This is a genomic window from Pedobacter fastidiosus, from assembly GCF_014306625.1.
Classification (GTDB): domain Bacteria; phylum Bacteroidota; class Bacteroidia; order Sphingobacteriales; family Sphingobacteriaceae; genus Pedobacter; species Pedobacter fastidiosus.
The window spans coordinates 55196-78632 of record NZ_JACRYL010000017.1; the positions used below are offsets into that span (position 1 = coordinate 55196).

A 23437-nucleotide genomic window follows, 5' to 3' on the forward strand; every position below is an offset into this window, starting at 1 on the left:
GTGGTTAAATTTACAGTAAGCCCATAAATTCCCATCTTTAAAGCATTACGATTCCCGCCTACGCGAGAATGACGGGTTCTCATTAAAGTTTTATTTTTGCAACCAGTTTCTACACCCTGCTATCCGGCCTCAGGCATGATGGAAGTATAAAACGTTAAAGCTTTTGTACCAGCGTTCATAATTTACTGTCCTAAGGCAACGCGTCCTGCCCGGTCCTTCATCGGGTACTTGCGTTGCCGCCCTAAAAGCTTTGACGAATTTATCCAACATCAGGACAAAGCCTTGATTTATTCATTATTGTTGTTGTTTTAATTGTATTCATGAGCTCGCAGAAATGCTCGGTTTTTGTTTCTTTTCTATCAAGAGAAATGAAAGAGCCCCTCGGCGGCGGCGAGCCGATCCAGAAAAACTTTTACCTTTAATGCAAGCTAATCCAGCCTTATAATTAACCTCGGTGCAGGCTTATAAAACTATGAGGGAAACTCCCCTCCTAATTTAGGAGGGGCGGGGGTGGTTAAATTTACAGTAAGCCCATAAATTCCCATCCTTAAAGCATTACGATTCCCGCCTGCCACAATAACGACGGACTAGGAGAGTATTCTGTTAAGCACCCAGTTTCTACACCCTGCTATCCGGCCTCAGGCATGATGGAAGGAAAGGACGTTTAAACTTTTGCACTACTGTTCAAATACTCACTATCCAAAACAGAGGCAAGTTCAATCCTTCATTGAACCTAGTCCACTGTTGACCTAAAAGTTTAGACGTTCCTATCCAACATCAGGACAAAGCCTTGAGTTATTCATTAGTGTTTGTTGTTTTATTTGTATTCATGAGCTCGCAGAAATGCTCGGTTTTGGTTACCTTTTCTATCAAGAGAAAAGAAAGAGCCCCTCGGCGGCGGCGAGCCGATCCAGAAAAACTTTTACCTTTAATGCAAACTAACCCAGCCTTATAATTAACCTCGGTGCAGGCTTATAAAACTATGAGGGGAACTCCGCTCCTAATTTAGGAGGGGCGGGGGTGGTTAAATTTACAGTAAGCCCATAGAATCATCCTTAAAGCATTACGATTCCCGCCTGCGCGAGAATGACGGGTTCTCATTAAAGTTTTATTTTTGCACCCAGTTTCTGCACCCTGCTCTCCAGCCTCTGGCATGATGAAAATCCGAGCAATAATTAAGGTTTTACTTAACCATACCGTTAGCTAAAAATTTTTTGATTTAAGTCAAGCTGTATTATAGCACATCCTTAAGTTTTTATGCCTGAAAGTTTTATATTTGTTAGCAAACATTTCCGTGTTGCTTAAAGATATCCTAAATACAAACCCAGAACTTTTCTACGGGGCCATATTTTTATTGGCTTTTGGAATGGTTATGTTCAGTATTCCTTCGGTTATCTACACCTCGCTAAGATATAATCTATTCGATAGAAATGATCTGCACCGTAAAAATCATAAAAGAAATATTTCCCGCTTAGGCGGATTAGCCATAGTTGGCAGCTTCACCATTAGTATTCTGCTTTTTTCAACCTTAACCAATTACAAAGAAGCAAATTTTTTAATTGCATCCTGTATTCTGTTAACGGCCCTTGGATTAAAGGATGATGTTTATGGCACCAATACCAGTACTAAATTCAGTCTTCAGCTTACAGTGGCTTCCATTTTAGTGTTTTTTGGCGGATTCAGATTAACGAGTTTATACGGTGTACTCACCATAGGTGAAATGAATTTGATATGGGGAGGAATATTCTCCTTAATTCTAATCATTTTTTTAAATAATGCTTTTAATTTAATCGATGGAATCGATGGTTTAGCAGGTGTAATCGGTATAATTTCCACAGTTACCTTTGGGGTGCTGTTTTGTATTATGCACCAATTGCCTTATGCCTTTATCGCCTTTGCCTTAGCGGGGGCAATTGGGGGCTTCTTAAAATACAATTGGTTTCCGGCTAAAATATTCATGGGCGATACCGGAGCGCTCATCATCGGATTGGTATCTGCGGCTTTGGCGATTAAGTTCATCGAGCTTAATAAATTTACAGGTACAAATCACCCTGCATTTTTCTCCGCTCCGGCAATAGCAGTGTCTATTTTAATTGTTCCTATATTTGATTCACTTCGGGTTTTCTGCATTCGGATATTTAATAGAAAATCACCATTTAAAGGAGATCGTAATCACATTCACCACCGTTTAGAGAAGCTGGGCATGAAACCCAATAAAATTGTTTGGCTAACAGCAAGCTTAAATGTGGTAACTATTGCAAGTACAATTGCCCTTCAAACGCTTGGTAACTTTTTGCTCATTTTTCTCTTAATTGGAGTCTGTTCGTTGTTCAATATTGTAATTACATGGCAACTGTCAAAAAAGGAATCAAATAAAAATTTATCACCGGTTAAAGCAAATGCAATGTCTTCATTATGATGTGATTTTTTCAGATAACTATCAGTCATTCAACTCTTAATAAAGCTGTCTAAATCTATTTACTTTCAACTGTAATTTAACCAATCTCCCCATAATTCAAATATGAAAATAAAAGCTAATTTTGCGCTCTAATTTATATACAATGAGGCTCGCAATTAATGGTTTTGGTAGGATTGGTAGAACGTTTTTACGCTTGGCTTTGGCCGAGGGTTTTGAGGTTGTCGCAATTAATGATCTTGCCGATGCCAAAACAATGGCGCACCTTTTTAAGTACGATACCGTTCATGGCGTTTATCCAGATCAGGTTTCTGCAATGCCAGATTCGCTGGTGATTGGCCATTTATCTATCCCTGTTTTTTCCATAAAAGAGGCCGATGAATTGCCTTGGTCTGCCTTGAGAGTAGATTTGGTGATAGATTGTACAGGTAAAAATCTTAGCGTAGAAGCAGCAGAAAAACATTTAACCTCAGGCGCAAGCCAAGTGCTCATTTCGGCGCCCGCTGCAGATGAAATTCCGATGGTTGTTTTGGGCGTAAATGATGATCGCATAGATTTAACCAGCCCGATTATTTCGAATGCCAGTTGCACAACCAACAACATCGCTCCAATGATCAAAATTCTGAATGATAATTGGGGAGTGGAAGAGGGCTATATTACAACAATTCACTCCATGACGGGCGATCAAAATCTTCACGATAGTAACCACAAAGATTTGCGCAGGGCAAGAGCAGCATCTTCGTCAATTATTCCAACTACAACTGGGGCTGCTAAAGCAATTACGCACATCTTTCCAGAGTTGGAAGGTAGGTTAGGAGGAGCTGGAATTCGAGTGCCCGTTTTAAATGGATCGCTCACCGATTTTACCTGCATTTTAAAAAATAAAACAACTATAGAACAGATTAATTTGGCCTTTAAATATGCATCAGAAAATTCGTTAAAAAATATTCTGGAGTATACCGAAGATCCAATTGTTTCCGTTGATATTATAGATAACCCGCATTCTTGTATATTTGATGCCCAGCTCACGTCAATTGTTGGCGATTTGGTAAAAGTGGTGGGTTGGTACGATAACGAATATGGTTATAGCAGTAGGTTAATTGATGTGGTAAAGAAAATCGAAGCCTTAAAAGGATAAGGTTATAAAGAGTTTGAGGGGATTAAAATAATTTAAGATATTTATGTTAATCAATCATGCGCTCATTTAAAATTCAATAATTAAACATGGTCAAATTTATTCTTCCAGAAGAAGTTCTTCCCTTAAGAAGTTTGGTTTTGCGAAACGGTAAGGCATTTGATCAATGTATTTTTGATGGTGATGTTGCTTACGATACTTTTCACCTCGGCTTTTTTAAAGAGGAAGAAATTAAATCTGTAGCGACTTTTATGCGCAATGATTTTTTTCCGGAAGAGGGTGAAGGTTATCAGTTAAGAGGGATGGCAACACACCCTGATGAGGGTGGCAAAGGTTATGGAGCTGCGCTTGTTAACTTTGCGATAGAATATTTAAAAGAATATAATACGGATTATTTATGGTGCAATGCTCGATCAACAGCAGCATCATTCTATAAAAAATTGGGTTTCATAAACGAATCGCCCGAATTTGATATTCCCGGAATTGGCTTCCATTACGAAATGAAATTAAACTTAAAATAATAAAAATTAAACATGAAAACGATTGACCAGTTTAACTTTAAAGATAAAAAAGCATTAATTAGAGTAGATTTTAATGTGCCATTAGATGCAGATTTTAAAATTACCGATGATAAAAGAATGCGTGCTGCGCTTCCTACAATTGAGAAAATATTAAATGATGGTGGCTCAGTTATTTTAATGTCGCACTTGGGTCGCCCAAAAGATGGCCCAACAGATAAATATTCTCTAAAGCATATTCTTGGCGATCTTTCTCGCATGTTGGATTTAGAAGTGAAGTTTGCAGATGATTGTATTGGCGAAAGCGCAGTAAGTCAAGCTAAAAATTTATACCCTGGGGATGTTTTATTACTAGAAAATCTTCGTTTTTACAAAGAAGAAGAAAAAGGTGATGTTGCTTTTGCAGAAAAATTATCGAAACTAGGCGATGTGTACGTGAACGATGCTTTTGGTACCGCTCACCGGGCTCATGCTTCTACTTCAATTATCGCTCAGTTCTTTCCAGATGCAAAATATGCAGGCTTTTTAATGGCTGGCGAAGTTGAAAATGCAGAGAAAATATTAAATCACCCTGAAAGACCATTTACGGCAATTATGGGCGGGGCTAAAGTATCGGATAAAATCCTTTTAATTGAGAAATTATTGGATAAAGTAGATAACCTAATTATCGGCGGTGGTATGGCTTACACCTTTGCAAAAGCACAAGGTGGCGAAATAGGTACTTCTTTGCTAGAAGCTGATAAACAAGAACTTTCGTTAGAATTAATCGAAAAAGCTAAAGCTAAAGGGGTTCAGTTAATTTTGCCTGTCGATACCGTTATTGCAGATAAGTTCGCAAACGATGCAGATAAAAAAGATGTAGACTCGGGTCAAATACCTGCAGATTGGATGGGCTTAGATATCGGTCCGAAATCTATCGCTTTATTTCAAGAAGTAATCAAAAATTCTAAAACGTTATTGTGGAACGGACCAATGGGTGTTTTTGAAATGGAGAACTTCGAAATTGGTACCAAAGCAGTAGCAGAAGCGGTTGTTGCGGCAACTAAAGAGAATGGTGCATTTTCACTAATCGGTGGTGGCGATTCTGCTGCGGCCATTGCGAAATTTGGTTTCGAAGATGAAGTAAGCTATGTATCAACCGGAGGCGGTGCTTTGTTAGAATATATGGAAGGTAAAGAGTTGCCTGGTGTTAAAGCACTTAACGACTAATTTACCCCTCTAAATTCCTGAAATTAGTCATAAACCCCGCTGGTTTTCAAAACCTGCGGGGTTTTTTTATAAGCGCATTTTGGAATGTGGGCGAACGTGACACTTACCCATAATTTTGTTGTAAACCCCTTAATTATCAGTAAATAAGCGGTTTTTTAATTTTCTGTTTGGTTTATATTGCGTATCTTTTTAAACCGAAAAAAAGAAAATTAAGGTGTTGAAAACTTTTTTGTGGTAAAAAGTGGTAAAAAGTGGTAAAACTATTTACTTTTACACTACATAAAAAGTGTAAACACCACTATGACCCAACTTTTAGGAGAATTCGATTGTAAACTTGACGCAAAGGGACGCCTTATGGTGCCTGCTGCGCTTAAGAAACAATTGCCTGAAGCGGAGAAAGATGGGTTGGTAATTAACCGTGGATTTGAAAAAAACCTGGTTATTTATCCAAGAAAAGTTTGGGATGCAATTCTTGTAGACCTAAACAAATTGAATATCTACGAGAAAAAGAATCGTGATTTCTTGAGAGCGTTTACGCGTGGTGCAACAGAGCTTTCGCTTGATGCTGCGGGCAGAGTGCTTTTGCCAAAATCTCTTGTTGAGTTTGCTGGAATCGGAGCCGATTTGGTTTTGGCTTGTCAGCTGGATAAAGTTGAGGTTTGGGATAAAAAAGCTTACGAAGATTTATTTGATGATGTTCCTGAAAACTTTGCAAATCTAGCGGAGGAAGTAATGGGAAGCAAAAATAGGAGGGAAGATGGAGAATAATTACCACATCCCTGTAATGTTGCGGCCTTGCATCGATGGATTAAATATTAAGCCTGATGGCGTTTATGTTGATGTAACTTTTGGTGGCGGTGGCCATTCGAGAGAAATACTAAAACACTTGGGGCCAAAAGGAACTTTGATTGCCTTTGATCAAGATCCTGATGCGCAGGCGAATATCCCTGCTGATGATCGCTTGGTTTTCATCGATCAAAACTTCGGCTTCTTAAAAAATAATCTTCGCTTAAAAGGATTCAAACAAGTGGATGGCATCTTGGCCGATCTGGGCGTTTCTTCGCATCAGTTTGATGTTCCTCAACGCGGTTTTTCCATTCGCTTCAATGCAGATTTGGATATGCGTATGGATCCGAACGGAAAATTAACAGCTGCTGAGGTTTTGAATACGTATTCAGAAGATAAGCTTCATAAGTTGTTCGGTATTTACGGAGAAGTGAAAAATGCTAAGACTTTGGCTCGTGCCATTGTTACCGCTCGTTTAGAAAAATCCTTTACCGATATCGATAGTTTCAAAACAGCCATTTCAGAATATATCCCGAGAGGAAAAGAAAATAAATATTTAGCGCAGGTTTTTCAGGCTTTGCGGATTGAGGTTAACGCTGAGATTCAAGTATTGGAAGATTTTCTCGTACAGGCGGCCGATGTTTTAAAACCTGGTGGTCATTTGGTTGTGATGTCTTATCATTCTTTGGAGGATAGACCGGTTAAAAACTTCATGGCTAAAGGTAAGTTTCAGGGCGAAGTAGAAAAAGATTTCTTCGGAAACCAACAGAAGCCATTTAATGTAATTACCCGCAAAGCGATTATCGCTTCTGATGAAGAGATTGCTCAAAATAATAGAGCTCGCAGTGCTAAATTAAGGATTGCAGAGAAAATATGAACAGGTTTAGAGAAGATATAGAAGAAGAGGAGATTGGACCTGAGCCAGAATTAAAAGCTGTGCCTAAAAAACCTAGAACTGCTGAAGAAAAAATGGATAGTAATTCATTCATCAGCAAGCTTTTTAATGATGGATTGGTAACCAAAGAGGCAGCAACAAATGCCTTGCCTTTTTTGTGTTTTCTGGCTTTATTAGGAATGGTTTACATTGCCAACAGCCACTTTGCGGTAAACAATGTACGCCGAATTGATAAGCTGAATAAAGAAGTAAAAGAGTTAAGATGGGAGTATAAATCTTTAAAAGCCGACCTCATGTTTAAAAGTAAATTAACAGAGGTAGCCAAAAAGGTAGATACCCTAGGAATTAAAGAATTAATTGAACCACCAAAAAAAATAATTGTTAAAAGCGATGAATATTAGAGCAAACATCTTGCTTCGTGTATATCTGGCATTTGGCTTAATTGTGCTTTTTGCTTTGGCGGTATTTGTCCGTCTTGGTCAGGTGCAATTTGTACAGGGGCATAAGTGGAAAGCTATGGCAGATAGCCTTTCTACGCGTTATGTAAACGTTGAGGCCACCCGTGGTAACATCTATTCTAATGATGGAAGTCTTTTGGCTACTTCAGTTCCAGAATATGAGTTGCGGATGGATATGTTTGCCGGTGGTATTGCGGATGATAAAGTCTTTAACGAGAAAGTAGATTCATTGGGCATAAAATTGGCTCAGCTTTTTGGAGATAAAACCCCAAAAGAATACGCAAGATATTTACGCGTTGGCCGCCAAGACAGTGCTCGTTACTTATTAATTCATCGTAAGGTTGGTTATGCAGATTTAAAAACAATTAGAACTTTTCCACTTTACAATATTGGTAAATTCAGTGGTGGTTTAATCGCTGTACAACAAAACAAACGCATACTTCCTTTCCAAGCATTGGCTGCTCGTACCATTGGTTACAAAAATGAAAACGTAAAAAATGGTGTGGGTTTAGAAGGTGCATATAACGAATACATTAATGGCGAAACTGGTAAAAGATTAATGCAGCGTATTGCTGGTGGTGTTTACATTCCCGTAAATGAAGAAGCTGAGGTTGCACCGAAAGATGGAGCCGATATTATTTCTACCATTGATATTAACATGCAGGATTTGGCCCAAAGTGCTTTAGAAAAGCAATTGATTAAAAGTCAGGCCGATCATGGTGCCGTTATCGTTATGGAAGTTGCAACAGGCGAAATCAGAGCGGTTGCCAATTTCTCAAAGGTAGAAGAAGGTGTATATAAAGAGAAGTTCAATTACGCAATTGCGGGTAATCAAGATCCGGGTTCAACTTTTAAACTGGCTTCTTACATGGCCTTGCTAGAAGATAAAATTGTGGATACAGGAACTATGGTTGCAACTGGCAACTATCAAATTCCCGGTCACTTAATTAAAGATTCTCACGGAAGTATCGGTGTAGTTACAGTAAAAAAAGCTTTCGAGCAATCATCAAATGCAGCTGTTGCTTACTTAGTTAATAACGGCTATCGCGATGATCAATCGAAATTTACAGATCATTTGTACGATTGGCATCTAAACGAAAAATTAGGTTTACAAATTCCAGGTGAAGCACAGCCAGTGGTTAAAACGCCTAAAAATAAAAGTTGGAATAAGAATATGACTTTGCCTCAAATGGCTTATGGTTATGAAATGCAACTTACGCCATTAAAGATGCTTTCGTTTTACAATGCAGTTGCGAATAATGGAAAATACATTGCGCCAATTTTTGTAAAAGAGATTAGAAGATTGGGCAATCCAATCGAGCAGTTTCAGGCTAGAGTAATCAACGATAAAATCTGTTCTGATAAAACTTTAAGCAAAATTAAAAACATGCTCGAAGGGGTAGTAACGGAAGGAAGTGGTAAACAGGTTGTTTATAATCCGCTTTACAAAATTGCAGGTAAAACGGGTACAGCTCAAGTTGCTGATGCAAATAAGGGTTATAAGGCCAATAAGCAATATCAAGCTTCTTTTGTTGGGTATTTCCCTGCAGATAAACCCAAATATTCAATGATTGTTGTAATCAATGATCCTAAAGGCGCTTATTACGGTGCATTGGTTTCGGGTCCTGTTTTTAGAGAAATCGCCGACCGGATTTACGCAAGTGATATGCAAATGTACGATGATGTACCAACTCGCTTAGTTGGCAATACGGGTAATCCACCAACTAAAGCCGGACAAAGCAAAGCCACACAAAAAGTTTATAAAGCGTTTGGGTTTAAGCCTCTTTTTGCTTCAAAATCCGAATACTATAATACCATTGATACGAGTGCAGGCACTGTTTTTCAGGAAAATAACGAACGCAAAGGGGTTATGCCAAATGTTGCCGGAATGGGATTGAAAGATGCGCTTTATCTTTTAGGAAACGCAGGTTTGAAAACCAAAGCCGTGGGTTCAGGAAAAGTAATCAGCCAATCTATCCTGGCAGGAACAAAAGTTGGAAAAGGATTAGGCGTACAAATAGAACTGAATTAGAAAAAGAGTCCGAAGTCTGAAAGTCCGAGGGCAATGTTATAACAGAGGAAAAGTCTAGATACTTAATACTCGATACTTAATACTAAAAATGCAATTACAGGAATTACTTTATGGCGTAACAATTAAAGAATTGGTTGGTAAAACCGATAGGGAAATAAACACCCTAAACTTTGATTCGCGTAAGGTAACCAAAGATGATGTTTTCTTTGCTGTAGTTGGAACACAGGCAGATGGCCATCAATTTATAGAACAAACTATAGCTCAGGGTGCTGGAGTAATCATTTGTGAAAACCTTCCAGAAATTGAAGATTTTACGATAACCTACGTCAAAGTAGAAAATACTTCTGTAGCGCTTGGTATAATGGCAGGCAACTATTTTGGTAATCCTTCGGCTGATTTAAAATTAATCGGCATAACGGGTACAAATGGTAAAACTACAATTGCAACTATTCTTTATAAGCTGTTTAGAGATTTAGGTTACAAAACAGGCTTATTATCCACGGTAGAAAATTACATAAACGAAGTTGTTGTTCCGGCAACGCATACTACTCCAAATCCAATAGTATTAAATCAATTGTTGAAAGATATGGTTGATGCTGGTTGTGATTATTGTTTTATGGAAGTGAGTTCGCATGCAGTTTCGCAACATCGCATAGAAGGATTAACGTTTTCTGGTGGTGTGTTTTCAAACCTTACACATGATCATTTAGATTTCCATAAAACTTTCGATAGCTATTTAAAAGCTAAAAAAGCTTTTTTTGATGGATTGCCTAAAAACGCTTTTGCCTTAACCAACATCGATGATAAGAATGGGGCAGTAATGTTGCAGAATACTAAAGCGTATAAAAAAACTTATGCGCTTAAGCAGATTGCAGATTTTAAAGCCAAAATTATCGAAAACCAATTTAGCGGTTTGCATTTAGATATCGATAATGAAGATGTCTATTTCAAATTGGTTGGTTCTTTTAATGCATATAACTTATTGGCCGTTTATGGAACAGCCATTTTATTAGAGCAGGATAAGCTTAAAGTCTTAACCCTTTTAAGTCGTTTATCAGGGGCTGAAGGTCGATTCGATTACTTTGTTTCATCAGAAAAAATAATCGGAATTGTAGATTATGCTCATACGCCAGATGCCGTTCAAAACGTATTGAGCACCATTGCAAACATCAGAAAAGGAACTGAACAGGTAATTACCGTTATCGGTTGCGGAGGAGATAGAGATAAAACCAAACGCCCAATTATGGCGCAGGTTGCCTGCGATTGGAGTGATAAAGTAATCTTAACTTCTGATAACCCTAGAACTGAAGATCCGCAGACCATTATTAACGAAATGGAAGCTGGAGTTTCGCCAACAAATAAACGTAAAACGATATCCATTTTGGATAGAAAGGAAGCCATAAAAACGGCCTGCCACTTAGCGCAGAGCGGAGATATTATTCTTATTGCCGGAAAAGGTCATGAGAAATATCAGGAAATTAATGGAGTACGCAGTCATTTTGATGATAAAGAAATTTTACTTGAACAATTAAACCCGAACAGCTAATGTTATATTTATTATTCGAATACCTACATAAGCATTATGACATTCCTGGATTAAGGTTGTTCCAGTACATCACATTTCGTGCGTCTATTTCTATCATTTTATCCTTAATTATTACAACGGTTTATGGTCGTAGAATTATAGATTTCTTGCACAAAATGCAAGTTGGCGAAACCGTAAGAAATTTGGGTTTAGAAGGACAAATGCAAAAACAAGGTACACCAACAATGGGTGGAATCATGATTTTGCTCGGGATTTTGATTCCGACAATTCTTTTTGCAAACATCACCAACGTTTACGTAATCTTAATGATTGTAACCACCATTTGGATGGGTGCAATTGGTTTCTTAGACGATTATATCAAAGTATTCAAGAAAAACAAGGAAGGATTAGCGGGTCGTTTTAAAGTTGTTGGTCAGGTTGGTTTAGGTTTAATTATCGGTTGGACCATGTATTACAATCCAAATATTGTAGTAAGAGAAACCGTTCAGGATAATGTTAAAAATACCTCATCCGTTCCTATGGTTTTACGCCAAAAAGGAGAAACCTTTTATTATACGCAAGATGTAAAATCGACCAAAACAAATATGCCTTTTTATAAGAACAATGAGTTCGATTATGCGAAAGTGCTGAAGTTTTTGGGCGATGATTATCAAAAATATGCATTCATCATATTCTTGGCTTTTACTGTATTTATAATCACGGCCGTTTCTAACGGTGCAAATATTACCGATGGAATAGATGGATTAGCCACAGGCACCTCTGCTGTTATCGGTACAACGCTTGGTATTTTAGCTTATGTGTCTGGTAATACGGTAATGGCCGATTACTTAAACATTATGTATATCCCGAATTCGGGGGAGCTGATGATTTTTGCCGGGGCTTTTGTTGGAGCATGTGTTGGTTTTCTGTGGTACAATTCATATCCGGCTCAGGTTTTTATGGGCGATACAGGAAGTTTGGCCATCGGCGGAATCATAGCGGCATTTGCCATCATGATTAGAAAAGAATTGCTAATTCCGGTTTTATGCGGAGTGTTTTTAATTGAGCTAGTTTCTGTGATTATGCAGGTATCCTATTTCAAATATTCCAAGAGGAAGTTTGGAGAAGGACGGCGGATTTTCCTCATGTCGCCACTTCATCATCATTATCAGAAAAAGGGATACCATGAAGCAAAAATTGTAACCCGTTTCTGGATTATCGGAATCATGCTCGCCATTATCACTGTAGTAACCTTAAAGTTAAGATAACAATAAAATAAAATGAACACCAATAACACTACACAAAACCCAAACAATAGCGCTAAGTCAGGATTGACAGGGCCGGGCCGTGTGGTAATATTGGGTGCCGGAGAAAGTGGAGTTGGTGCAGCAATGTTAGCTCAACAGAAAGGATTTGATGTTTTTGTGTCTGATTTTGGTGTAATTACCGATAAGTACAAATCGATTTTGGAAAAGCTTGCAATTCCTTTTGAATCAGAAAAGCATACAGAAGATAATATTCTTAATGCTACAGAAATAATTAAAAGCCCAGGAATTCCATCAACTGCCCCAATTATTAAAAAGTTGATTGATAAAGGTATTACGGTGATTTCGGAGATTGAATTTGCAAAGCGTTATACAAAAGCTAAAACAGTTTGCATTACCGGATCGAACGGAAAATCGACAACGAGTTTGCTAACCTACCACATCTTAAAAAATGCAGGTATAAATGTGGGTTTGGCTGGCAACATCGGACAAAGCTTTGCTGCCCAAGTGGCCAAAGAAGATTACGATTGGTATGTGTTGGAAATTTCAAGTTTTATGCTCGATGATATGTTTGAGTTTAAAGCAGACATTTCAGTTTTACTGAACATTACACCAGATCATTTAGATCGATACGATTATAAATTAGAAAATTACGCTGCATCGAAAATGCGCATTATTCAAAATCAAACTGAAAATGATGTTTTCATTTACTGCGCAGATGATGAAGAAAGCTTAAAAGCACTAGAAAATATTAAGCCCTTAGCTAAAACCTATCCTTTTTCAATCGTTAAAACTGTTGATCAAGGCGCTTATTTAGAGAACAATACTATCCACATCCTTACAGAACCAAATAACGTACTAACCATGTCTATTTCAGATTTAGCCCTACAAGGCAAGCACAACATTTACAATTCTATGGCTTCGGGCATTGTAGCGAAAGTTTTAGAGCTAAGAAATGAAACCATCCGCGAGAGTATGGGGAATTTCAAAAATATTGAGCACAGGTTAGAGCATGTGGCCAAAATTTCTGGAATAGATTTTATTAACGACAGTAAAGCAACTAACGTAAACTCTACTTGGTATGCTTTGGAAAGTATGACAAGCGATGTAGTTCTGATTATGGGTGGTGTTGATAAAGGAAACGATTACAACATGCTTAAGGATTTGGTTAAAAGTAAGGTTAAAGCAATTGTTTGTTTGGGTAGAGATAACAAACGCATTCACGATGCTTTTGAAGATGATGTGGAAATTATAGTAAATACATTTTCGGCAGATGAAGCGGCTCAAATTGCTTTTCACTTAGCCAAGCGTGGTGATGCAGTATTATTATCGCCTGCATGTGCAAGTTTCGATTTGTTCAAAAATTATGAAGACCGCGGAAATCAGTTTAAAGCGGCAGTTAGAGAATTATAAATAGGAGGCATAAAATGTTATTCCAAACACTACTTAATAAAACAAAAGGCGATAGATGGATCTGGTTGATCATCATCTTGCTTTCGCTTATATCTGTTATGGCAGTTTACAGCGCAACAGGTACTTTAGCCTATAAAAAAGGCGAAGCCGTAGAAAAACTGCTTTTAACTAAGCACCTTATTTTTGTTCTGCTTGGAATAGGAATGATATATATCGCTCATTTACTGGATTATAGATATTACGCCGGGATTTCAAAAATCTTGATGATCATAACCATTCCGCTATTGTTTTATACTTTGGTTTTTGGAGCCAATGTAAATGATGCATCTCGTTGGGTTAAAATTCCAGTTATTGGATTAACCTTTCAAACCTCCGATTTAGCCAAGTTGGCTTTGATTACATTCTTGGCTCGAATGTTAACGAAGAAACAGGAAAACATTAAAAACGTAAAAGAATCATTCATTCCTATTATGGGATCTGTTTGTGTGGTGTTTGTTTTAATTGCTTTAGCCAATTTATCAACCGCCTTAATGTTATTTGGTGTGAGTATATTACTGTTAATTATTGGTAGGATCAGTATTAAACAAATTTCCATTGTATGTGTCGGTGGAGCAATCTTACTTTTGTTTGTTGTGTTTCTAGGTCCAAGAAGAGCAACTTACGCTTCGCGAATAAAGTCCTTCATGCATCCAGAGCAGCAACATTCTGATAAAACTTTCCAGGCAGATCAAGCAAAAATTGCTTTGGCAACTGGTGGTGTTTTTGGTAAAGGACCAGGTAATAGTACGCAACGCAATTTCCTTCCACACCCTTATTCGGATTTTATTTTCGCCATTATTATTGAGGAATGGGGAACATTGGGCGGAATTGTTATTATGATGCTTTACCTGGTGCTTTTATATCGATGTATTAAAATTGTAACTCGAGCGCCTAAGGCCTTTGGGGCACTGCTGGCCGCAGGATTAAGCTTTAGTTTAACCATTCAAGCTTTTGCTAATATGGCGGTTGCTGTAGGTTTAGGCCCCGTAACGGGTGTCCCACTTCCATTGGTAAGTATGGGTGGAACCTCGATGATTTTTACCAGTGTAGCTTTCGGAATTATTTTAAGTGTAAGTAGAGATGTAGAAGAAAATTTAGCTGGTGCTTTGGCAAAAGAAGATAAAGACAAAATAAAAAATAATAAAGTAATTGTTGGTGAGATACCGGCTTTTGGATAAGGATAGTCGTCATTGCGTGGAAGCATGACGAAGCAATCTATTAAATAAATATAGCAAATGAGATTGCTTCGTGCCTCGCAATGACGGACGTAGCGTCTCAGTAATTAAATATAAAATGAATAATTCCCCAAAAATTATCATATCAGGTGGTGGCACCGGCGGACATATTTTTCCCGCCGTAGCCATAGCCAATGCACTAAAACGCATTGTGCCAACTTGTGAAATTTTATTTGTGGGCGCAACTGGTAGAATGGAAATGGAAAAAGTTCCTGCTGCTGGATATAAAATCGTTGGCTTAAACATCAGTGGGATTCAAAGAGGCTCAATTGTAAAAAACCTGGGTTTACCTTTCAAAGTAATTGGAAGTGTGCGCAAGGCGATGCAGATTATCAATGAGTTTAAACCAGATGTAGTTGTTGGCGTTGGTGGTTATGCATCAGGACCTGTTTTATACGCGGCATCTTTAAAAGGGATTCCGTATTTAATTCAAGAGCAAAACTCTTACGCAGGCGTAACGAATAAGTGGTTGGGAAAAAAAGCTTCAAAAATTTGTGTCGCTTTTGATGATATGGATCAGTTTTTTCCTGCCAATAAAATATTAAAAACAGGAAACCCAGTTCGTAAAGAGGTGGTAGATATAAAAGGGAAACATTTTGCAGGCGCAGAGCTTTTAAAACTCGATCCTCAAAAGAAAACCATTTTGGTAACTGGAGGAAGTTTGGGTGCTGGAACTTTAAATAAAAGTATTGAAAAACACCTTCCAGAAATTATTGCTGAAGATGTGCAGGTAATCTGGCAAACAGGCAAATTTTACTACAAAGGAATTATAGAAAGATTGGGTGTAAGTTACCATCCCAATGTTCGGATTCTAGAGTTTTTAAATAAAATGGATTTGGCTTATGCAGCTGCTGATGTAATAATTAGTAGAGCAGGAGCAGGAACGATTGCAGAACTTTGTTTAATTAAAAAGCCAGTTATTTTGGTTCCATCTCCAAATGTTGCTGAAGATCATCAAACAAAAAACGCAATGGCATTGGTTAAGAATAATGCTGCCATTTTAATTAATGATCGTTCTGCTGAAGATATTTTAGTGCGTGATGCATTACAGTTATTAAAAAATGAAGAATTAGGAAATAAGCTTTCAGAAAACTTAGGTAGAATGGCATTGCCAGAAGCGGATGAGATTATCGCAGATGAAGTATTAAAATTGATTAAATAAGCTAAAGGACCAAAGCCTCTATTACTCGTAATTGCAAGGAAAGAAGCAATCTTAATGCAATAGAAAATAAATATAAACTGTAGAAAGAAAGCTATAAGCTTTAGTCTTTCTGCTTTAAGCACAGAATAAAATGGAATTAAGCAAAATTAACAGAGTGTTTTTCGTGGGTATCGGTGGTATCGGTATGAGTGCGCTTGCTCGTTATTTTGCTAAACGTGGTTGCGCAGTATGCGGTTATGATAAAACTAGAACCAAACTAACCGAAACACTAGAGCAAGAAGGAATTCTGATTACTTATTTTGATGAATCATCGGCTTTGCCTTGTGCTTTTTTAGATAATCATGATGATACTCTAATTGTTTACACGCCTGCAATTCCAAAGGATTCGAAAATATTAAACCATTTTAAAAACAAGGGTTTCAGCTTTAAAAAACGTTCGGAGGTTTTGGGCATTATTAGCAAAGGTATGTTCTGCATCGCTGTTGCGGGTACACATGGTAAAACCACAACTTCATCAATAGTTGCTCATCTTTTAAAAGATACAGGTTACGATTGTACAGCTTTTCTAGGTGGAATAACAACCAATTATAATAGCAATGTTCTTTTCGGTAAAAACAATGTAGTCGTTGTTGAAGCTGATGAATACGATCGCTCATTTTTGACATTACATCCCGATATTTCTGTGGTTACTTCTATGGATGCAGATCACTTGGATATTTATGGAGATAAAAGTCAACTGGAAGAATCTTTTAAGCTTTTTGCCGGACAGTTAAAAGATGGCGGAAAACTTTATGTGCACGAAGGTTTGCCTTTAGCAAATAGCACCAGTTATGCCGCTAGTAACACTGCGACAGCAAAAGCTGAAAATTTACGTGTAGAAGGATCGAAATTTGTTTTCGATTATGCAGATGCCAATCAAACTATTAAAGACATCAGTTTGATGTTGCCTGGAAAACACAATGTAGAAAATGCAACTGCTGCCATTGTCATTGCCCTGCAATTAGGAATAGATGCTGAAAAAGTTAAAGATGCGGTTGGGAATTTTAAAGGTGTAAAACGTCGCTTTGAATATATTGTTAACAACGAGAAGCAAATTTATATCGATGATTATGCACATCATCCTGAGGAATTAAGAGCTTGTTTTGATGCAGTTAGGCAGTTATATCCAAACAAAAAATTGACGGTAATTTTTCAGCCACACTTGTTTACACGCACTAGAGATTTTGCAGATGAATTCGCGAAAGTTTTAAGCACCGCTGATGAATTGATGCTATTAGATATTTATCCAGCCAGAGAATTGCCGATTGAAGGTATAAATTCTCAGTTTTTGTTAGATAAAATCACTTTGGAGGATAAGAAAATATGTGGAAAAGAATTTGTGATTCAACACGTTAAGAATACAAAACCTGAGTTACTTTTAACAGTTGGCGCTGGTGATATTGATACATTAATTGAACCTTTAAAAAACACTTTGAACAATGCTTAAACGTATAAACTGGAACGCCATTTTTACAGGCTTTGCTTGGCTAATTAGTCTTGCAGGCGTGGTGGTGCTTTTAAGTTTCATCAATGTTAAAAAGCAGACCGTTAAATGTACCGATGTAAAGATTTTAATTCCTGGAGCTGATAATTTTATCGAAAGAGAAGAGATAGATGCTATTTTAAAACAGGATCAAGGTGTATTGTTGGGAAGAAACATCGAGAAGATCAACATCCATCAGATAGAGAAAAAACTTAGATCCAATCCTTACATTGGCTTTGCGAAAGTGTATATAGATATGGATGGTGTGATGCACATCGAAGTTAAGCAACGTCAGCCTATTCTTAGAATTATGAATGCAAACGGGCAGGATTTTTATATCGATAATGATGGTTTAAAGATGCCAATTTCATCAAACTTTACAGCCAATGTTTTAGTAGCAACAGGAAACATTACCGAGGTTTTTGGAAGTAGGGTAGATACATTGCATACACAACTGGCTAGAGATTTATATAAAACGGCTTTGTACATTAAAAGGGATACGCTTTGGGATAATCAGATTGAACAAATTGATGTAAATACCAAAAATGATATGGTACTGATTCCAAGGGTTGGAGACGAAACCATCATTTTAGGAAATGCAGATTCTCTCGATGTAAAAATGAGAAATCTAAAGGTTTTTTATCACAGAGCATTACCTCAAGTAATTGCAAGGCGCTATAAAACCATTAATATTAAATACAGTAATCAAGTGGTTTGCGAGCGAAGAGATTCCCTTGAATTGGCTCGAAAAGCTAAAACAATTTCAGCTGCTGATAGTGTAAGGTTACATCAAAAAGTATCTGATTCATTAATAAATAATGTAATTGGAGATTTTGTAGAAGCTAAAGCACTTGCAGATGGACCACCAAAACCAGAACCTAAAAAGGTGGAGGTGAAAAAGCCAGAGCCTAAAAAGGTCGAGGCTAAGAAACCAGAGGTCAAAAAACCAACAGCTCCAAAACCTGAGGTAAAAAAGGAAAAAGTAGCATTAGTTGCTAAACCCAAGGTTACAAAACCAGAAGATAAAAAAACAAAAACAACAATAGTTTCGAAGCCAAAAAAAACTGAAGCAGAGCTAAAGTCGAGCCGAGAAAAAGAAATCAGATCCCTAGAAAAACAATATAAAACTCAACAAAATTAACGAATATGGACAAGGCAAAATTTACCAGTCAGTCGCCAATTGTAGTAGGATTAGATATCGGTACTACAAAAATTTGTGTCATCGTTGGTCGTAGAACACAACACGGCAAAATAGAAATCTTAGGAATAGGGAAGGCAGAATCAGCAGGGGTAACACGTGGGGTGGTTTCTAACATTCAAAAAACCGTGCAAGGCATTGCTCAAGCAGTAGAAGTAGCAAGCGGACAATCCAATGTAGAAATACAGGTGGTAAATGTGGGTATTGCTGGTCAACACATTAAAAGTTTGCAGCACAGAGGGATTTTAACAAGAAGAGAACTGAACAACGAGATCGGTAAAAAAGACATCGATAAGTTGATTGATGATATGTTTAAGTTGGTGATGCCTCCTGGAGAAGAAATTATCCATGTATTGCCTCAAGAATTTACAATTGATAACGAACCGGGTATTAAGGATCCGATTGGTATGGCTGGGGTGCGCCTTGAAGCCAACTTCCATATCATCTCAGGACAAGTAACTGCGGTTAAAAATATCATTAAATGTGTAAACAATGCAGGTTTACAAACTCAAGATTTAATTCTTGAGCCATTAGCATCTTCCGAATCGGTGTTGAGCGATGAAGAAAAAGAAGCTGGTATTGCATTGGTTGATATAGGTGGTGGTACAACGGATATCGCAATTTTCCACGAAGGGATTATTCGCCATACGGCTGTAATTCCTTTTGGTGGCAATAGCGTAACGGAAGATATTAGAGAAGGATGTTCGGTAATGCGTAACCAGGCAGAGCTGTTAAAAACTCGTTTCGGTTCGGCATTGGCAGAAGAAAATAAAGAAAACGAAATTATTTGTGTTCCGGGATTACGTGGTCGCGAACCAAAAGAAATTTCTGTTAAAAACCTAGCTTATGTAATTCAGGCTCGTATGGAAGAAATCATCGAGCATGTTTATTATGAAATTAAATCTTCAGGATACGAGAAAAAATTAATTGGTGGAATCGTAATTACTGGTGGTGGTGCATTGTTGAAACACTTAAGTCAAGCGGTAGAATATGTTACCGGTTTAGATTGCCGTATTGGATATCCAAATGAGCATTTATCTAAATATGAAGAAATGCCAAAGGCGATTTATGATGACTTAAAAAGCCCAATGTATGCAACAAGTGTGGGTTTATTAATAAAAGGAATTCAAAAAGCCGAAGAGTTGATTGAAGAAATGAAACAACCAGGTGTGTTTGTTGAAAAGGCAAAAGTGGCGAAAGAAAAAGAAAAACGCGGACCGGGTTTATTCGATAAGTTACTTGCAAAAACTAGAACTTTCATTCAGGATGATATGAATGTAAGTGATGAAGATTACTTGAAAAGTTAATTATTTTTCAACAAAACATGAGTTTTCCACATTATGAACACTTGTGGAAAACGTCTGTTGAAAAAGTGTTAATATTACGTTGAGTAATGAACAGAATTTAAAAATTTTTAAACAACTGATTCATAAAGATATGCAGTTCGAAATGTTAAAAGATAAGTCGTCAATCATCAAGGTAATTGGTGTTGGGGGCGGTGGCGGCAACGCAGTGAATCATATGTACCTATCGGGTATTAATGGTGTGGATTTTATTATTTGTAATACCGACGCCCAGGCTTTGGAGTTTAGCCCTATCCCTAACAAGGTGCAATTGGGTGCTAGCTTAACCGAAGGAATGGGTGCTGGTTCTATCCCTGAGGTTGGTAAAAACTCAGCTATAGAAAACATAGATGATATTAAAGCGATGCTTGGTAGCACAACCAAAATGTTGTTTATAACAGCAGGAATGGGTGGTGGTACAGGTACCGGTGCAAGTCCGATTATTGCTAAAGCAGCCAAAGAACTTGATATCTTAACCGTTGCAATAATAACAACACCTTTTTCTTTCGAAGGAAAAAGACGTAAGCTCCAAGCCGATGAAGGCATGGAAGAACTTAAAAAGTATGTAGATTCTTATTTGGTCATTTCCAATGATAGATTACGTGAAATTTTCGGAAACTTAACCTTAGGTTCTGCCTTCGGTCAGGCAGATGATATTTTAACCACTGCTGCAAAAGGTATCGCAGAAATTATTACAGTACCTGGTTATATAAACGTAGATTTTAAAGATGTACGTACCGTTATGAAAGATAGCGGTGTTGCCATTATGGGTAGCTTTGCTGCCGAAGGCGATGACCGTGCTTTACAAGCTGTAGAAGGTGCATTGGCTTCTCCGCTGTTAAAAGATAATGAAATTGAAGGTGCTCGTTACATCTTGTTAAACATCAGTTCTGGTGTAAGAGAAGTAACAATGGATGAAGTTTCGATTATTACTGATTTTATTCAGGAAAAAGCAGGTTTATCAGCAGATTTAATTTGGGGTAATTGTTCTGATGAATCTCTTGGAGATAAACTTTCGGTAACCATTATCGCTACCGGTTTCCAAACTTCAGAGCAACGCGTAAACGAAGAAAGAAACAAAAAGAAAATATCATTATTAACACCAGAAGAAGCACCATTGGTTCGCCCTGTTGAGCCTGTAAATTCTTTTATTCAGCCTAAAACCACTCCTTCATACGAGCCGGTTATGAAAGCTAAGGAAGAAATTGCACAAGCTGATCTTTTTGGTGGCATGTTTGGCAACAAACAAGAAACCCCTAAAATTCAGGAGCCAGAAAATAATGTGGTTCGCCATACTTTAATTGAAGAAGAACCTCAAACCGAGCAATCACAAGAAACAGGTTTCGAGTTTGAAATTAAATTGGCTGAAACTGAATATGTTTTTGAAACTCCAGTTGCAGAAATTCCTTCAATGTCTATTCCAGAACCTGAGCCAGAAATGCCAGTTGTGGGTTTAGATGATGATAAGAATGATGAATCGATGGAAGAGCAATTGAAAAAATCTAAAGAGCGTATTTTGCGCTTAAAAGATTTGAGTATGAAATTGCGTACCACAAATGGTTTACAGGAATTAGAAAATGAGCCTGCATACAAACGCAAACAAATGCAATTGCAACAAGTTCAGCATTCTTCAGAATCACAAGTTAGTCGTTTCACTTTAAGTAATGATGAAGAAGGTGGTACTGAGATTAGGCCAAACAATTCTTTTTTACACGATAACGTTGATTAGAATAAACCAAATATAATTATAAGGCCCCCGATTTTACATCGGGGGCTTTTTTGGCATAAAATTGGAGTGTTAAATTAAGTTAATTGACAGGCGAGCGATGAAGCTAGTTGATTTTAAGCCGAATAAACCGTAAATTCGCAAAATTTTTAGTACAATAAATACATAATACATTGGATATATTTGATAAGATAGCAAAGCACATGGGCCCACTTGGTCAACACCAAAAATGGTCTCATGGGTATTTCTCATTTCCAAAATTAGAGGGAGAAATTGCACCACACATGCAGTTTAAAGGAAAAGAGCATTTAGTTTGGAGCTTAAACAATTATTTGGGCTTAGCCAATCACCCTGAAGTTAGAAAAGCTGATGCAGACGCTGCTGCCGCTTTCGGTATGGCTTACCCAATGGGTGCCAGAATGATGAGTGGTAATTCTAAATATCACGAACAGTTGGAGCAGGAATTGGCTGCTTTTGTTGGTAAGCCTGACGCATTTTTATTAAATTATGGTTATCAAGGTATGGTTTCTATTATTGATACCTTGGTGGATAGAAATGATGTGATCGTTTACGATGGTGAATCTCACGCCTGTATTATAGATGGTTTGCGCTTGCACATGGGCAAAAGATTTGTATATCAACACAATGATATCGATAGCGCCAAAAAGCAATTAGAACGTGCTACAAAATTAACCAACGAATCTGGCGGTGGAATTCTTTTAATTACCGAAGGTGTATTCGGAATGAGTGGTGCTCAGGGTAAATTGAAAGAAATTGTTGAGCTTAAAAAAGATTTCAACTTCCGTATTTTGGTAGATGATGCTCACGGTTTTGGTACCATGGGTAAAACTGGTGCAGGAACACACGAAGCTCAAGACTGTATTGATGGAATTGATGTTTACTTTGGAACTTTTGCTAAATCTATGGCTGGAATTGGAGCTTTCGTAGCTTCAACTGAAGAGATTACTAACTTCTTAAGATATAATATGCGGTCTCAAACCTTTGCTAAGGCGTTACCAATGCCAATGGTAATCGGTTTGTTAAAGCGTTTAGAATTACTTAAAAGTAAACCAGAATTAAAAGATAAACTTTGGGAAATCGCAATGACTTTACAAAAAGGATTGCGTGAGCGAGGTTTTGATTTAGGTGTTACAAACTCTGTAGTTACACCGGTTTTCTTAAAAGGAGAATTATCTGATGCTACTGCAATTACATTTGATTTGCGTGAGAATTATAGTATTTTCTGCTCTATCGTTGTTTATCCGGTTATTCCAAAAGGAATGATTGAGTTGAGATTGATTCCTACTGCAGTGCATACTTTAGAGGATGTTCAACGTACACTAGATGCATTTAGCGAAGTAGCGACTAAGCTTGAAAATGGTTATTATAAAGAAAACTTGTTTGCCACTGTTTAAGTAACAAATAAATTATACAAAGCCCTTTAAACTTGTTTAAGGGGCTTTTTTGTTTTCTGTTAAATTTTAAAAAATTGATTATCAAGTGATTAGGCTATTTTTTTATTCATATAAATGTTTATAAATAGGCTGATTGTGGAAAAAA

General features: G+C 37.4%; 18 protein-coding genes. All 18 read left to right on the top strand.

Annotation, left to right across the window (positions count from 1 at the left end):
* Positions 1 to 1297: 1297 nt before the first annotated feature.
* The 18 genes from H7U22_RS17435 (at position 1298) to H7U22_RS17520 (ending at position 23292) form a co-directional block, all read left to right on the top strand.
* Positions 1298 to 2419 carry an MraY family glycosyltransferase gene (locus H7U22_RS17435; RefSeq protein ID WP_248284781.1) on the top strand — a complete coding sequence of 374 codons (1122 nt, stop codon included), beginning with the start codon at positions 1298 to 1300 and terminating at the stop codon, positions 2417 to 2419.
* A 142-nt stretch (positions 2420 to 2561) separates the two neighbouring features.
* Complete coding sequence (gene gap / locus H7U22_RS17440) at positions 2562 to 3554, top strand: type I glyceraldehyde-3-phosphate dehydrogenase (protein WP_187072625.1); 993 nt, start codon at positions 2562 to 2564, stop codon at positions 3552 to 3554.
* A gap of 86 nt (positions 3555 to 3640) precedes the next feature.
* Positions 3641 to 4072 (top strand): GNAT family N-acetyltransferase, encoded by a 432-nt coding sequence (locus H7U22_RS17445; RefSeq protein ID WP_187072626.1) that lies wholly within the window; start codon positions 3641 to 3643, stop codon positions 4070 to 4072.
* A gap of 12 nt (positions 4073 to 4084) precedes the next feature.
* Positions 4085 to 5278: a phosphoglycerate kinase gene (locus tag H7U22_RS17450; RefSeq protein ID WP_187072627.1), complete on the top strand. Its 1194-nt coding sequence runs from the start codon at positions 4085 to 4087 to the stop codon at positions 5276 to 5278.
* 300 nt (positions 5279 to 5578) lie between these two features.
* Positions 5579 to 6046: a division/cell wall cluster transcriptional repressor MraZ gene (mraZ, locus tag H7U22_RS17455; protein WP_187072628.1), complete on the top strand. Its 468-nt coding sequence runs from the start codon at positions 5579 to 5581 to the stop codon at positions 6044 to 6046.
* Positions 6036 to 6941 (top strand): 16S rRNA (cytosine(1402)-N(4))-methyltransferase RsmH, encoded by a 906-nt coding sequence (rsmH, locus tag H7U22_RS17460; protein WP_187072629.1) that lies wholly within the window; start codon positions 6036 to 6038, stop codon positions 6939 to 6941. The genes mraZ and rsmH overlap by 11 nt, the downstream gene beginning before the upstream one ends.
* Entirely contained in the window at positions 6938 to 7360 is a 423-nt protein-coding gene (locus tag H7U22_RS17465; RefSeq protein ID WP_187072630.1) for an FtsL-like putative cell division protein, read from the top strand. Before rsmH ends, H7U22_RS17465 begins: the two co-directional genes overlap by 4 nt.
* The gene (locus H7U22_RS17470) at positions 7350 to 9449 is read left to right on the top strand and encodes a penicillin-binding protein (RefSeq protein WP_187072631.1); all 2100 of its coding nucleotides are present in this window, start codon (positions 7350 to 7352) and stop codon (positions 9447 to 9449) included. Before H7U22_RS17465 ends, H7U22_RS17470 begins: the two co-directional genes overlap by 11 nt.
* Positions 9450 to 9537: 88 nt before the next feature.
* Positions 9538 to 10995, top strand: a complete 1458-nt coding sequence (locus tag H7U22_RS17475; protein WP_187072632.1) for a UDP-N-acetylmuramoyl-L-alanyl-D-glutamate--2,6-diaminopimelate ligase — start codon at positions 9538 to 9540, stop codon at positions 10993 to 10995.
* Positions 10995 to 12242, top strand: a complete 1248-nt coding sequence (gene mraY / locus H7U22_RS17480) for a phospho-N-acetylmuramoyl-pentapeptide-transferase (protein ID WP_187072633.1) — start codon at positions 10995 to 10997, stop codon at positions 12240 to 12242. Before H7U22_RS17475 ends, mraY begins: the two co-directional genes overlap by 1 nt.
* A 12-nt stretch (positions 12243 to 12254) precedes the next feature.
* Positions 12255 to 13652: a UDP-N-acetylmuramoyl-L-alanine--D-glutamate ligase gene (gene murD / locus H7U22_RS17485; RefSeq protein WP_187072634.1), complete on the top strand. Its 1398-nt coding sequence runs from the start codon at positions 12255 to 12257 to the stop codon at positions 13650 to 13652.
* A gap of 14 nt (positions 13653 to 13666) precedes the next feature.
* A complete protein-coding gene (locus H7U22_RS17490) occupies positions 13667 to 14869 on the top strand; it encodes an FtsW/RodA/SpoVE family cell cycle protein (RefSeq protein WP_187072635.1) in 1203 nt (400 codons plus the stop codon).
* 115 nt (positions 14870 to 14984) lie between these two features.
* Entirely contained in the window at positions 14985 to 16088 is a 1104-nt protein-coding gene (murG, locus tag H7U22_RS17495) for an undecaprenyldiphospho-muramoylpentapeptide beta-N-acetylglucosaminyltransferase (RefSeq protein ID WP_187072636.1), read from the top strand.
* 130 nt (positions 16089 to 16218) lie between these two features.
* A complete protein-coding gene (murC, locus tag H7U22_RS17500) occupies positions 16219 to 17574 on the top strand; it encodes a UDP-N-acetylmuramate--L-alanine ligase (RefSeq protein WP_187072637.1) in 1356 nt (451 codons plus the stop codon).
* Positions 17567 to 18751, top strand: coding sequence for a cell division protein FtsQ/DivIB (locus H7U22_RS17505; RefSeq protein WP_187072638.1), 1185 nt, complete (start codon positions 17567 to 17569; stop codon positions 18749 to 18751). The genes murC and H7U22_RS17505 overlap by 8 nt, the downstream gene beginning before the upstream one ends.
* 5 nt (positions 18752 to 18756) lie before the next feature.
* Complete coding sequence (gene ftsA / locus H7U22_RS17510; RefSeq protein WP_109927011.1) at positions 18757 to 20115, top strand: cell division protein FtsA; 1359 nt, start codon at positions 18757 to 18759, stop codon at positions 20113 to 20115.
* 130 nt (positions 20116 to 20245) lie between these two features.
* Complete coding sequence (ftsZ, locus tag H7U22_RS17515) at positions 20246 to 21880, top strand: cell division protein FtsZ (protein ID WP_187072663.1); 1635 nt, start codon at positions 20246 to 20248, stop codon at positions 21878 to 21880.
* Positions 21881 to 22050: 170 nt separating this feature from the next.
* On the top strand, positions 22051 to 23292 hold the full coding sequence (locus H7U22_RS17520; RefSeq protein ID WP_187072639.1) for an aminotransferase class I/II-fold pyridoxal phosphate-dependent enzyme: 1242 nt from the start codon (positions 22051 to 22053) through the stop codon (positions 23290 to 23292).
* Positions 23293 to 23437: the final 145 nt, after the last annotated feature.